Raw genomic sequence first — 12373 nt, forward strand, 5'->3', positions numbered from 1 at the left:
TGCTGCCTTGATGGGGAGGTCCGTCACCGCCGCTAGCGGTGCGGCTTCCAGCGTCAACCGGAAGCCCAGGAATCCCCTTCAACGCAGACGGTGAAGGCGGCGTGCCAAATGCCGGACAGATTTTACTTTGACATCGACGTAAGCGGGGCGATTTAACGCCTTGGGCAACTTCGCCACGCCGATCGGATCGGCCATTTTCAGGTATTGCGTGATCCAGGCCGTGCGCAGGCCCAGTTTTTTCGCACCCTTCAGGTTGGCCAGGGTGTCTTCCACCAGGATGCAGCGGCCGGGGCGGATGTGGTGCTTGCGCATCAGTTTGCGCAGCATCAGGGTCGATGGCTTGGGCCGCAGCTGGCGGTGCACATGCATCGCCTCGATGGCGACGTGGTGTGAAAAGTGCCGGCGCAAGCCCAGGTGGCGCATCACGTCGCTCGAATAGCGCAGCGGCGCGTTGGTGAGTAAAATTTTACGGCCAGGCAGGCGTTTGAGTAAAGCCCCCAGGCCCCGCTCGGCACGTATCATCGCGCGCAAATCGTCGAACGCATGCGTCTCGTGCAGAAAATGCGCGGCCTGCACCTGGTGGTGCTTGACCATGCCCAGCAAGGTGGCGCCATAGCGGCGCCAGTAGGCCGCGCGCGCCGCATTGACGATGGCGTCGTCGGCCGGCGTCACGCCGTCGCCCAGTACGCGGGCAATATACGTGTTCATATTGGCCGTGATGGTGGGGAAGATGGCGTGCGAGGCATTGTGCAGCGTGTTGTCGAGGTCAAACAGCCAGACCGGCGACGAGCGGTTAAGATGGGACACAGGCACAGGAGTCTTTGCTAGCGAGAGAAGATGAAAAATTCAACAATCAGGAAAACCATGCGACGCCAGATTATAGTGATGTTTTGCGGATTATTCTTGCTGCCGTTGCAGGCGGCCTTGGCCGAAGCGCCGCCAGTGGCGCAAAACCGGGGTGCCTTGTTCAAGGTGCAGGACGCCAGTCACACCCTGTATCTGTTCGGCACCATCCATGTCGGCGCGCCCGATTTTTACCCGCTCGAGCCGACCGTGACGCAGGCATTGGACGGCGCCGGCGCGCTGGCGCTGGAGATCGATCCCGGTGCCGATCCGCGCAAGGCCGTCAGTGCCGTGCTCAAATACGGCATGGAGGCGCCGGGCAGCAAAGTGCCTTCTGACTGCCGCCAGACCCTGGCCCCGCGTCTGGCGCCGCTGTTGCAAAAATACGGCATTGCGCCCGAAGCGGTGGCGCCGATGAAGCCGTGGATGCTGGCCAGCGTGCTGGCCATCGGCGAATTTTCCACGCTTGGTTACCGCTCCGACCTGGCCGTCGACAATTACCTGTCGCAGCAAGCCATGGCGCGCAAGATCCCCGTGCTGGAACTCGAATCGATGGAAGGCCAGATGGCGCTGTTCGGCGCCATGTCGCCGCTTGACCAGTGCCGCTTCCTGGAAGACGGCGTGGCGTCGATCGAAGACCAGGAACAAAGCCAGGAAGCACGCGACATCGCCAACGCCTGGCGCACGGCCGACGCGGCCGCCTTCGACAAGCTGGCCGCCAAAGCAGCCACAGACCCCTCGTTCGCCGCGCAGTTCGTGCAAAAAGTGTTGCTGGACGGCCGCAACCCCGCCCTGGCCGACGGCATCGCCAAGTTGCTTGCGCGCGAAAAGTCCAGCCTGGCCGCCATCGGCGTGCTGCACCTGGTGGGCGACAAGAGCGTGCCGGATTTACTGCGTAAACGCGGATTGAAGGTCGAGCGGGTGTATTGAGTTTTGACGACAGAAGGCAGAAGAGATAGCGCTAGCTCAGTCGCGCAAAACACGCGGCAGAGCAGATGGAAAAGTGTTCAGGGCAAGGCGGACTGACGAAGACAGTACGAATGGTCGGCGAGGAAGGACAACGCCGCCATGGACATTTTTACTATGGGGAGATGACGGCAGAGTAGATGAAAAGTGTTCAGGGCAAGGCGCCGAGCCGAAGACAGTACGCATGTACGGCGAGGCGAGGCAACGCCGCCATGGACATTTTTCAGATACGGGGATAAGTCGATGGTGCCCTTGACGTGGATCGAACACGTGGCCTCTCCCTTACCAAGGGAGTGCTCTACCACTGAGCTACAAGGGCAAATTAAAAGCGGCGCCAGGTGATCTGCGCCGCCAAACTACTCGCTGTGATGCATTGCGATTTTTTTAGTGCGAACGGATCATAGTACCAAAAGCCTGCTCGGTCAACACTTCCAGCAATAATGAGTGTTCGATGCGGCCGTCGATGATGTGCACCGTGTTCACGCCGGACTTGGCGGCGTCGAGCGCGGACGAGATCTTCGGCAGCATGCCGCCCGAGATCGTGCCATCGGCGAACATCTCGTCGATTTCGCGCGCCGACAGGTCGGTCACCAGGTTGCCCTGCTTGTCCTGGACGCCGGCGATGTTGGTCATCATGATCAGCTTTTCCGCTTTCAGGATTTCCGCGATCTTGCCCGCCACCACGTCGGCGTTGATGTTGTAGGCCTGGCCGTCCTGGCCGAAACCGATCGGCGAGATGATGGGAATGAAGGCGTCGTCCTGCAGCGCCTTGACGACGGCCGGGTTGATCGCGTCGATCTCGCCCACAAAACCGATGTCGAGGAATTCGCCCGGATGTTCGCGGTCCGGCATCTGCATCTTGCGCGCGCGGATCAAGCCGCCATCCTTGCCCGTCAGGCCCACGGCCTGGCCGCCGTAATGGTTGATCAGCATGACGATATCCTGCTGCACTTCGCCGCCCAGCACCCACTCCACCACTTCCATGGTTTCTTCATCGGTGATGCGCATGCCTTGCACGAAGGTGCCTTGCTTGCCGATTTTTTTCAGCGCGTTGTCGATCTGCGGTCCGCCGCCGTGTACCACGACCGGGTTCATGCCGACCAGCTTGAGCAGGATGACGTCGCGCGCGAAGCCGTGCTTCAGGCGTTCGTCCGTCATGGCGTTGCCACCGTATTTGATGACGATGGTCTTGCCGTGGAAATTGCGGATGTAGGGGAGGGCCTCGGCCAGAATCTGCGCCTTGATTTGCGGCGACACCGCCGTCAAGTCGTCATTCATGTCCAGGTTCAAGTTAGCTAGTTGATTCATGGCGAGTCCGGAAAATAGATTTGTGCGATTTTACAGGGAAGAAGAAAATCCTGGAGGCATTATAGGGCGATCTTGTTGTATTTTCCCTGATGATCCTATAGTCTGGCCCGATATGTCCCCCAGCCAGCCCTTTTACTGCCCGTTACATCTGCGTCGCCTCCCGGCGCGGCATGACACACACTTGCCAATTCACACACAGCCATGAGCCAGTGCAGCCTGTGCGGCGCCGCCTTCCAGTGCGGCCAGCTTGACCCGGACGCCAAGGAGCCCTGCTGGTGCGTTTCCCTGCCGCCGGCCGTTCCCGTGCCCGGCAGCGCCGCCATCGGCTGCTGGTGCCCCGCCTGCCTGCAAGCCCATATCGCCACCTTGACGCGCCCGGCAGCAACGCCGGTCAAATAAGCGCATCGGCGTGCTTTTTCCTTTGCAAAAGACCTTGCATTTTGTAGGGGAATACGTTCAGACTTCGATTTTCAAGAATTTCTTATAGGAAAGTTATGCGCTTCAGGGATATCAGTATCGGCGTGCGCATCAATGCCGGTTATGCCATGTTGATCGTGCTGATGCTGGTCGTCATCGTCCTCTCCGGCAGCCGCATCTATGCCATTCGCGCCGAGACGGACGATATCCTGCAGCGCGACTGGGTCGCCGCCAAGGCCACCAGCAAGATCCACGGGCTGGCGCGCGAGGCGGCCACGCGCATCGGCAACCTGCCGAACCAGCACGAGCTGGCGCTGCGCCAGGCGAACCAGGCGCGCCTGGAAGCGATCAAGCAGGGCATCGACGAGCAGGTGCGCATCCTCGACGGCCTCGATGCGCGGCCCGAGGAACGGCGCCTGCTGGAACAGATGCACCTGGCACGCGCCGACTACTATGTGTCGCTCAAGACGATGTTCGAACTGGTCGAGCGCGGCGAGCATGCGCGCGCCGAGCAGGCCGTGCAGACGCAGACCTTGCCGGTGCTGGAAAAAGTGCTGCTGTACGTGGGCCAGCTCGACGACTTGCAGCAGCAGCAGATCCGCGACAGCGCGGCACGGATACGCAACGACATCGATACCTCGCTGCTGCTGATGGGCGGCATCGGCCTGGCGGCCTTGCTGACGGGTCTCGCCTTTGCGTGGTCGGCGCGCTCGATCACGCGTCCGCTGGGCGAGGCGGTGGCGATCGCCACGCGCGTGGCCAATGGCGACTTCAGTTCCGTCATCGAAGTGACGTCGCGCGACGAGACGGGCGAATTGCTGCAGGCGCTCAAGGACATGAGCACCAGCCTGGCCGTCGAGCAGGATCTGCGCCACGCCGTCGAAGTGGCCGAGGATGCGACCAAGATGAAGTCGGACTTCCTCGCCAATATGTCTCACGAAATCCGCACGCCGATGAACGGCATCATCGGCATGACCCACCTGGCGCTGCAGACGGAACTCACGTCGACCCAGCGCAACTACCTGGAAAAGGTGGAATCGGCGTCGAAGAACCTGCTGGCCATCATCGACGACATCCTCGATTTCTCGAAGATCGAGGCGGGCAAGATGGCCTTTGAAAAAGTCGATTTCTTCCTCGAGGACGTGCTGGCGCAGATCGCCGACCTGTCCGTGATGCGCGCGCAGGACAAGGGGCTCGAACTGCTGTTCGACATCGCCCCCGACGTGCCGAACGCCTTGCAGGGCGACCCGCTGCGCCTGGGCCAGGTGCTTATCAACCTGACCAACAACGCCATCAAATTTACGGACAAGGGCGAGATCGTCGTCACCATCCGCCTGCAGCAGCTGGAAGAACATGCGGCTGTCTTGCGCGTGGACGTGCGCGACACGGGCATCGGCCTCACGCCGCCCCAGCGCAGCAAATTGTTCCAGGCCTTTACCCAGGCCGACACCTCCACCACACGCCACCATGGCGGCACGGGCCTGGGGCTGACCATCAGCAAGCGGCTGGTGGAAATGATGGAAGGCGAGATCGACCTGGTCAGCGAAGCGGGCGTGGGCAGCACCTTTTTCTTCACGGCCCGCTTCGGCCTGGCCGCCGTGCCGCGCGATAATTTGCTATTGCCACAGCAATTCCATGGCTTGCGGGTGCTGGTGGTCGACGACAACCCCAGCGCGCGTGAAATCTTCGTCAGCATGCTGACGGCGCTGGGCTTCGAGGCGCGTGCCGTGTCTGGCGGCGCGCTGGCCATCGGCGCCGTGGCGCAGGCGCGCGCCGAGGGGCGGCCGTACGGGCTGGTGCTGATGGACTGGAAAATGCCGGGCATGAACGGCCTCGATGCCCTGGCCGGCATCCGCGCCGATGCCGCCGGCATCGATGCGACGCCGGCCTGCATCATGGTCACGGCCTTTCATCGCGAAGCGCTGCTGGAGGCGGCGCGCCAGCGCGACTTGCCGCTCGACGGCGTATTGAACAAGCCGATCAGCGCCTCGACCCTGCTTGACCAGATTGCGTTCGTGTTTGGCGGCGTGACGGGGCAGAGCCGCAAGACGCAGCGCCAGAGCAGCTACCGCGACGACGAACGCGCCCTGCGCGGCGCCTGGCTGCTGCTGGTCGAGGACAATGAAGTGAACCAGGAAGTGGCGCAGCATATCCTCAACGACGCCGGCATCCGCGTCGACATCGCGGGCAATGGCGCCATCGCGCTGGCGAAGATCGCGGAAAACGCCTATGACGGCGTGCTGATGGATTGCCAGATGCCGGTGATGGACGGCTACCAGGCGACGCGCAAGCTGCGCCAGGATCCCCGTTATTCAAACTTGCCCGTGATCGCCATGACGGCCAATGCCATGGTGGGCGACAAGGAAAAATGCCTGGACGCCGGCATGAACGATTTCATCGCCAAGCCGATCGACGTGGCGCAGCTGTTCGGCACCCTGGCGCGCTGGATCGCGCCGGCCACGCCGCAGGAAATGGCGGCGGTGGTGGCGCAGCCGGAAGCGGAGCTGCCCGTGATCGCCGGCCTGAAAATGGCGGATGCCATGCGCCGCGTGGGCGGCAATGCCGCTTTGATGCGAAAATTGCTGGACCGCTTCGTGGAAACCCAGTTCGACGCCATGCAGCGCATCGTTGCCGCCATCGAAAACAACCAGCTGGAAACGGCCATCCGCGAAGCGCATACCCTGAAGGGCCTGGCCGGCAATATCGGCGCCGGCGGCCTGGCCGACAGCGCCGCGCGGGTCGAGCACTTGCTCAGCCTGGGCTCGCACGACGGCTTGCCGCAGGCGCTGGCAGCCTGCACCCTGGCGCTCGACGAGCTGGTGCCGAAGATCGTGCTGGCCATGCAGTCGCGCGGCCATGCGGCCGAGGCGGGCGGCGCGGCGGTGGCGCACGTGGCGCCGGTGGACCGGGCGCACCTGGAAGCGGGCTTGCGCGAACTGTCGCAGCTGCTGCAGCAGGACGATGCGCAGGCCGTCAAGCACCTCGACGGCATCGGCCCCGTGCTGGTCGCGGCGGGGCAGGCGGAACACGCGCGCCAGTTGAAGCGCATGCTGGGACAATACGATTTCGAAGGTGCGCTGGCGCAGCTGGGCGAAGTGGCCGATGCGCTGGAGTTGACACTGTGAGAAGGATAATGATGCAGAACGAAGGACGGGCATGAGAGCGCCGGCAAGCAAGCCAACCATTCTGGTGGTCGACGACACGCCAGACAATATCGACCTGCTGCGCGCGGTGCTGGAAGACGATTACCGCACCAAGATCGCCGTCAATGGCGAGCGCGCCCTGAAGATCGCCGCCGGCAGCGACCAGCCTGACCTGATCCTGCTCGACATCATGATGCCGGGCATGAGCGGCTACGACGTGTGCCGCGCGCTGAAGGCCGATCCCGCCACGGCCGGCATCCCCGTGATTTTCGTCACCGCCATGAGCGAAGTGGCGGACGAGCAGCTGGGCCTGGCCCTGGGCGCCGTCGACTACATCACCAAGCCGATCTCGGCGCCCATCGTGCTGGCGCGCATCAAGACGCAGCTGGCGATGAAGCAGATGCAGGATTTCCTGCGCGACCAGAATCATTACCTGGAAACGGAAGTGGAGCGCCGCGTGCAGGAAGTGGCGGCGCTGCAGGACGTCACCATCCACGCCATGGCCTCGCTGGCCGAGACGCGCGACAGCGAGACGGGCAACCATATCCGCCGCACTTCGCACTACCTGAAGGCGCTGGCCGAGAAGGTGCGCGGCTTGCCGCGTTTCCGCGATTTTTTGACGGACAAGAATATCGAACTGCTGTTCAAGACGGCGCCGCTGCACGACATCGGCAAGGTGGGCATTCCCGACCATATCCTGCTCAAGCCGGGACGTTTCGAGCCGCATGAAATGGCCATCATGAAGACGCACACCACTTTGGGGCGCGACGCCATCCTGGCGGCCGAGCACGAGCTGGGCATCGAAGTCGATTTCCTCAAGTACGCGAAAGAGATCGCCTACAGCCACCATGAAAAATGGGATGGCAGCGGCTACCCGCAAGGGCTGGCTGGCGAAGACATCCCGATTTCGGCGCGCCTGATGGCGCTGGCCGACGTGTACGACGCCCTGATCAGCCGGCGCATCTACAAGCAGGGCATGGACCATGCGCAGGCCGTGCGGATCATCGTCGAGGGACGCGGTTCGCACTTCGACGCCGAGATCGTCGATGCCTTTTTGCAGATCCAGGATCAGTTCATCGCCATCTCCCACCGCTATGCCGACGGTGTGTGCGAGATCGCCGACAAGCAGCGGCAGATCGCGCCCTATACCGAGAACATCAGCTGACGGTCTTGAAGAAGCGCAGCATTTCGCGGCTCGCGTCCGGGCCTTTTCCATCCGTATAACTGCCGCTGCCGCTGCCGCCCGACCACGCGTGGCCGGCGCCGTGGATGACCCAGTACTCTCCCAGCGGCGAGCCGTCGGCCTGGCTGTGCGTGGTGCGCGTGTAGCGGTGGCCATTCGGCACGCTGCCGTCGATGGATGCGGCTTTGGCCGCCTTGCCGCCCGCCTGGCTGCGCACACCCTGGGCGATCAGTTCATCGCCATTGCGCAGGTTGACGGTGGTGTCGCGGTCGCCGTGGAAAACGATGATGGGCACGCCGCCGGCCGGCGCCTTGCGCTGGGCATTGGGCATGGCGCCGCCCTTCATGGCCGCCAGCGCCGATGGCAAGTCCTGCGCCGAGGCGAAGGGCAAGCCCGAATGCACGCCGACGGCGGCAAACAAATCCGGGTACAAGGTGCCGACGATGACGGCCATGGCGCCGCCCGCCGACAGGCCGGCGACGAACACTTCGCGTTCATTCACAGGATATTCGTCGATCACTTGCCGGGCGATGCCGGCGATCAGTGACGGTTCGCCCTGGTCGCGCTGCTGGTCGATGGCGTTGAACCAGTTCCAGCAGCGCGAACTGTTGGCGCCCTGCGTCTGCGCCGGGTAGACGACAAAACATTCCTTTTCTTCGGCCAGCGCATTCATCTGCGTGCCGGCCGCGAAATCGTCGGGATTTTGCGTACAGCCGTGCAGCATGACGATCAGTGGCATGGCCTGGCCGTGGTAGCTGCTGGGGATATACAGTTTGTAGGAGCGCGTGCCCGCATGGTTGCGGTACACGCCGTCGATGAACTGCGCGCCAGCGGGGATCTCCACCGGCGTGGCGGCCGGCGCATTGAAACCGGGCGGGTGGAAATTCGGCAGTTCGAAGCTGGGCATGTCGAAGCTGTGCTGGCCCAGGCCGGCGGGCACGCCCAGGCGCGACATGAAATCCTGCGCGAAGTCCTGCGCCGCCTGTGCGGGCGTGGGTGGCGCGGCAGGCGTTTCTGGCGCGGCGGCAGCTTGCGGCTGCTCGGCTCGGGCCTGCGCTGGAGAGGGCGCAGGTGGCGGCGCAGGTGGTAGATTAATGTCGCGCATCGGCTGTGGTGGCGGCGTTTGCGTGGCTGCCGCTTGCGGCGTCAGGCCGGCGGCGGACAGCGCCTGCTGGATCGCTTCGGTGGCGGCGGCGGGACCGCTGCCCATCAGGTTGCGGGTTGCGGCGCGCATCTGCGCCAACATGTTGATAGGTAGTTTCATGACCATCCTTAACGGTGCCGCGCATCGGCCGGGTCATCGCCGCGAACCAATACGCTAGTGAATTCGCCCTGCGAGCGCCGTCTTGACGACGGTGCTGGCGTGCAGGGCACCTAATACGAAAATCGACTCGATGGTGGCCAGTGCCAGTTCCACGGAGACATCGCTGGCGATACTGGCCAGTCCCAGCACCTGTATCTGCAGGCGCTGGCCGGCTGCCTGGATCGCCTCCAGGTCGGCGCGCGAGTAATGCTGCATGCCCAATACCAGGCTTTTACGGGCGACGGTTTGTCTCACCACGTCGGCGTGGGTACCCAGCTGGTTGCGTATGGCCGTACGGATCAGATCCGTGCGGTTGGAATAAAATCCCTCCTGGACCAGCAGATCGATCTGCCCCAGGTCGATCAAACCGAGGTTGATCGTGATTTTCTCGGATTCCCCAATTTTGGGCTTGCTGTCTTGCTTGGCCATATCTCTCCAAAAACTCCACGTGGCATCCAATTGCCATCTGTATGGATGGTAGTATAGTTGTGTAATATCTCAAGTCAAGCAGGATCTGGCCTGTTCGTGTTGTAGGACGGGCACCCGCAGAGTGAGAATGCACCGCAAAATAAATTTCCCGAAGATGCGTTTTTGATCATTTTTACTCTGGAAAATATATTCACAGAAACATTGCATGGCGATGCCGCCGACTCGCCGGCGCGGTTTCGCGGCATAATGAAAGCCTTCACGTTTACCGATGCCGCTCCATGATGGTCGCCAACCCACCTCCGCCAGCCGTTCCGCTCCCCTTGCCGTCGCCGGTACCGTCGCCCTGCGTCAGCCTGTGCAAGATGAACCGCAACAGCGGCTTGTGCGAAGGCTGTTTGCGCACGCTCGACGAGATCATCGCCTGGAGCAAGGCCGACGACGACTTCAAGCGCGCCGTGTGGGCAGAATTGCCAGGACGCGAATCACTGCTCGACTTCGAGCCAGACTACTGAGGAAGCCATGCCGCGATCGCCAGCGCTGTTCCCCGATGCCATGCAGGTGTTCGAACGCGGCTGGCTCTCGTCGAACAACATCCTGTTCCTGGGCCGGGACGACACGGCCCTGATCGACAGCGGCTATGTCACGCATGCGCCGCAAACCCTGGCCCTGCTGCGCCATAGCCTTGCCGGCCGTCCGCTGGACCGCCTGTTCAACACCCACCTGCACTCCGACCATTGCGGCGGCAACGCGCTGCTGCAAGCGCAATACGGCTGCCATACGGCCATTCCCGTGTCGGAAGCGGACAAGGTGCGCGCCTGGGATGTCGACGCCCTGAGTTTCCAGGCCACGGGCCAGCAATGCCCGCGCTTCGGCTTTGACGCCACCGTCTCGCCAGGCGACACGTTGACCTTGGCCGACATGCGCTGGCAAGCGCTGGGCGCGCCGGGCCATGATCCGCACTCGCTGATTTTTTACTGCGCCGAGGAGGGCATCCTGATCTCCGCCGACGCCCTGTGGGAAAACGGCTTTGGCGTGATCTTCCCGGAGCTTGATGGCGGCTCCGGCTTTCCTGAAGCGCGCGCCACCCTGGACTTGATCGCCGGTCTGGACGTGCGCGTGGTGATCCCCGGCCACGGGCGGCCGTTCCAGGATACGGCCGGCGCCTTGCAGCGCGCGTATTCGCGCCTTGATTACCTGGCGTCCGACCCCGTGCGCAATGCGCAGAACGCCGTAAAAGTGCTGCTGAAATTCCTGCTGCTGGAACGCCAGCGCATCGCCCTCGCCGACATACCGGGCCTGCTGCGCGGCATGCCCGTCTTCGAAGAGGCCAACCGGCGCTTCCTGCGCCAGGAATCGGCCGCGCTGGCCGAGTGGGCCGTTTCACAATTGATGCGGGCCACGGCGGCGCGTGTCGAGGGTGAGTACTTGCTTAACGAGGGCTGAAATGGTCAGGCGATAAATTCAGCACGATCGTACTTTTTCTGCACTATAATCAACCTCAGTGTGTTTCTCATCCCGATCAACTTTCCAGCGAGTCCGCCATGGCATTGCCTGTTGCGTTGCAAAACCTCTCCTTACCCGTTATCGCTTCGCCGATGTTCATTGCCAGCGGCCCGGCCCTCGTCGCGGCGCAGTGCAAGGCCGGCATCGTCGGTTCGTTCCCGGCCCTGAACGCGCGTCCCGCCGAATTGCTCGATACGTGGCTCACGGAGCTGCAGGCCGAACTGGCCGCTTTCCAGGCCGCCAATCCGGACAAGAAAGTCGGGCCGATCGCCGTCAACCAGATCGTGCACCAGTCGAACGACCGCCTCGCGCATGACGTGGAAGTGTGCGTGAAGCACCAGATCCCCATCATCATTTCCTCGCTGCGCGCGCCGCCCAAGGAAATGCTCGACGCCATCCACAGCTATGGCGGCATCGTGCTGCATGACGTGATCTCGATCCGCCACGCGAAAAAGGCGCTGGAAGCCGGTGTCGATGGCTTGATCCTGGTGGCCAGCGGCGCCGGCGGCCACGCGGGCACCCTGTCGCCGTTCGCGCTGGTGGGCGAAGTGCGCAAATTCTTCGACGGTCCGCTGGCCCTGTCGGGCTCCATCGCCACGGGCGACGCCGTGCTGGCCGCGCAAGCGATGGGCGCCGACTTTGCCTACATCGGCTCGCGCTGGCTGGCGACCAAGGAATCGAACGTCAGCGACGGCTACCGTGACGCCATCGTCGATTCCAGCGCGGCCGACATCGTCTACACGAACCTGTTTACGGGCGTGCACGGCAATTACCTGAAAAAATCGATTGTAGCGGCCGGACTCGATCCGGAAGCCTTGCCCGAAGCGGACAAGAGCGCGATGAATTTCGGCTCGGGCAGCGCCAAGGCCTGGCGCGACATCTGGGGCGCGGGCCAGGGCGTGGGCTTGATGGACGACGTGCCGAGCGTGGAAGAGATGGTGGCGCGCCTGAAGGCCGAATACGATGCGGCGCGCGCGCGGTTGAAGCTGTAACACTGGTGGTAGTTGTCGGATTACGGCCTTTGGCCTAATCCGACCTACGCGATCGGGCATTAGTCGGATTAGCGCGCAGCGCGTAATCCGACAACACCGCCATCACTCCTGCTTCAAATCCTCAGGCTTGATGGCCCACAGCCCCGGCAGGTTGCGCCAGTAGCCATACGCATCCATGCCGAAGCCGACGACGAAGCGGTTCGGGATCACCAGGCCGACGATGTCGGCTTGCACGGGTTTTTTCTTGCCGATGGCCTTGTCGGCGAATACGGCCAGGATCACTTCC

At 63.0% G+C, this 12373-nt stretch carries 11 protein-coding genes, 1 tRNA gene and 1 pseudogene; 7 read left to right on the forward strand and 6 right to left on the reverse strand.

The annotated features are described in order from the left end of the window. Positions 1–78: 78 nt before the first annotated feature. A complete protein-coding gene (locus VM94_RS01520; RefSeq protein ID WP_082127501.1) occupies positions 79–813 on the reverse strand; it encodes a pyrimidine 5'-nucleotidase in 735 nt (244 codons plus the stop codon). A 90-nt stretch (positions 814–903) separates the two neighbouring features. Between VM94_RS01520 and VM94_RS01525 the strand changes: the two genes are divergently transcribed. Beyond that, complete coding sequence (locus tag VM94_RS01525) at positions 904–1773, forward strand: TraB/GumN family protein (RefSeq protein WP_235432785.1); 870 nt, start codon at positions 904–906, stop codon at positions 1771–1773. 280 nt (positions 1774–2053) lie between these two features. Here the strand turns inward: VM94_RS01525 and VM94_RS01530 are convergent. Together VM94_RS01530 and argB are read right to left on the reverse strand one after the other, a co-directional pair. After that, positions 2054–2128 (reverse strand) — tRNA-Thr (locus VM94_RS01530). 65 nt (positions 2129–2193) lie between these two features. Then, positions 2194–3087, reverse strand: coding sequence for an acetylglutamate kinase (gene argB, locus VM94_RS01535; RefSeq protein WP_010393729.1), 894 nt, complete (start codon positions 3085–3087; stop codon positions 2194–2196). A 231-nt stretch (positions 3088–3318) separates the two neighbouring features. On the opposite strand from argB, the gene VM94_RS01540 reads away from it, so the two are divergent. From VM94_RS01540 to VM94_RS01550, 3 genes are all read left to right on the forward strand, one after another. Then, a complete protein-coding gene (locus tag VM94_RS01540) occupies positions 3319–3516 on the forward strand; it encodes a cysteine-rich CWC family protein (protein ID WP_046681876.1) in 198 nt (65 codons plus the stop codon). A gap of 95 nt (positions 3517–3611) precedes the next feature. Then, positions 3612–6659: a response regulator gene (locus tag VM94_RS01545; protein ID WP_046681877.1), complete on the forward strand. Its 3048-nt coding sequence runs from the start codon at positions 3612–3614 to the stop codon at positions 6657–6659. A gap of 31 nt (positions 6660–6690) precedes the next feature. Next, a complete protein-coding gene (locus VM94_RS01550; RefSeq protein ID WP_046681878.1) occupies positions 6691–7842 on the forward strand; it encodes a response regulator in 1152 nt (383 codons plus the stop codon). On the opposite strand, the gene VM94_RS01555 is transcribed toward VM94_RS01550, so the two are convergent. Both VM94_RS01555 and VM94_RS01560 read right to left on the reverse strand, forming a co-directional pair. Next, on the reverse strand, positions 7835–9124 hold the full coding sequence (locus VM94_RS01555) for an extracellular catalytic domain type 1 short-chain-length polyhydroxyalkanoate depolymerase (protein ID WP_235432787.1): 1290 nt from the start codon (positions 9122–9124) through the stop codon (positions 7835–7837). The genes VM94_RS01550 and VM94_RS01555 overlap by 8 nt on opposite strands. A 54-nt stretch (positions 9125–9178) precedes the next feature. Beyond that, on the reverse strand, positions 9179–9592 hold the full coding sequence (locus VM94_RS01560; protein WP_046681879.1) for a CopG family transcriptional regulator: 414 nt from the start codon (positions 9590–9592) through the stop codon (positions 9179–9181). A 278-nt stretch (positions 9593–9870) separates the two neighbouring features. Here VM94_RS01560 and VM94_RS01565 point away from each other — a divergent pair, with 278 nt between their 5' ends. The 3 genes from VM94_RS01565 to VM94_RS01575 all read left to right on the forward strand — a co-directional run bounded on the left by VM94_RS01565 (position 9871) and on the right by VM94_RS01575 (position 12087). Further along, on the forward strand, positions 9871–10104 hold the full coding sequence (locus VM94_RS01565; protein ID WP_223278955.1) for a DUF1289 domain-containing protein: 234 nt from the start codon (positions 9871–9873) through the stop codon (positions 10102–10104). A 7-nt stretch (positions 10105–10111) separates the two neighbouring features. Continuing rightward, positions 10112–11035 (forward strand): MBL fold metallo-hydrolase, encoded by a 924-nt coding sequence (locus VM94_RS01570; RefSeq protein WP_046681880.1) that lies wholly within the window; start codon positions 10112–10114, stop codon positions 11033–11035. Between the two features lie 98 nt (positions 11036–11133). Next, complete coding sequence (locus tag VM94_RS01575; RefSeq protein WP_046681881.1) at positions 11134–12087, forward strand: NAD(P)H-dependent flavin oxidoreductase; 954 nt, start codon at positions 11134–11136, stop codon at positions 12085–12087. 102 nt (positions 12088–12189) lie between these two features. Here the strand turns inward: VM94_RS01575 and VM94_RS28790 are convergent. Continuing rightward, positions 12190–12373: pseudogene (locus tag VM94_RS28790) on the reverse strand (hypoxanthine-guanine phosphoribosyltransferase); the annotation flags it as partial.

The organism is Janthinobacterium sp. KBS0711 (assembly GCF_000988085.1).
Taxonomy (GTDB): Bacteria; Pseudomonadota; Gammaproteobacteria; order Burkholderiales; family Burkholderiaceae_D; genus Janthinobacterium; species Janthinobacterium lividum_E.

Bases quoted from the DNA above. Each gene is read 5' to 3' on its own strand.
- argB (WP_010393729.1), bottom strand. From the start codon at position 3,087: ATGAATGACGACTTGACGGCGGTGTCGCCGCAAATCAAGGCGCAGATT.
- VM94_RS01540 (WP_046681876.1), top strand. From the start codon at position 3,319: ATGAGCCAGTGCAGCCTGTGCGGCGCCGCCTTCCAGTGCGGCCAGCTT.
- VM94_RS01545 (WP_046681877.1), top strand. From the start codon at position 3,612: ATGCGCTTCAGGGATATCAGTATCGGCGTGCGCATCAATGCCGGTTAT.
- VM94_RS01550 (WP_046681878.1), top strand. From the start codon at position 6,691: ATGAGAGCGCCGGCAAGCAAGCCAACCATTCTGGTGGTCGACGACACG.
- VM94_RS01555 (WP_235432787.1), bottom strand. From the start codon at position 9,124: ATGAAACTACCTATCAACATGTTGGCGCAGATGCGCGCCGCAACCCGC.
- VM94_RS01560 (WP_046681879.1), bottom strand. From the start codon at position 9,592: ATGGCCAAGCAAGACAGCAAGCCCAAAATTGGGGAATCCGAGAAAATC.
- VM94_RS01565 (WP_223278955.1), top strand. From the start codon at position 9,871: ATGATGGTCGCCAACCCACCTCCGCCAGCCGTTCCGCTCCCCTTGCCG.
- VM94_RS01570 (WP_046681880.1), top strand. From the start codon at position 10,112: ATGCCGCGATCGCCAGCGCTGTTCCCCGATGCCATGCAGGTGTTCGAA.
- VM94_RS01575 (WP_046681881.1), top strand. From the start codon at position 11,134: ATGGCATTGCCTGTTGCGTTGCAAAACCTCTCCTTACCCGTTATCGCT.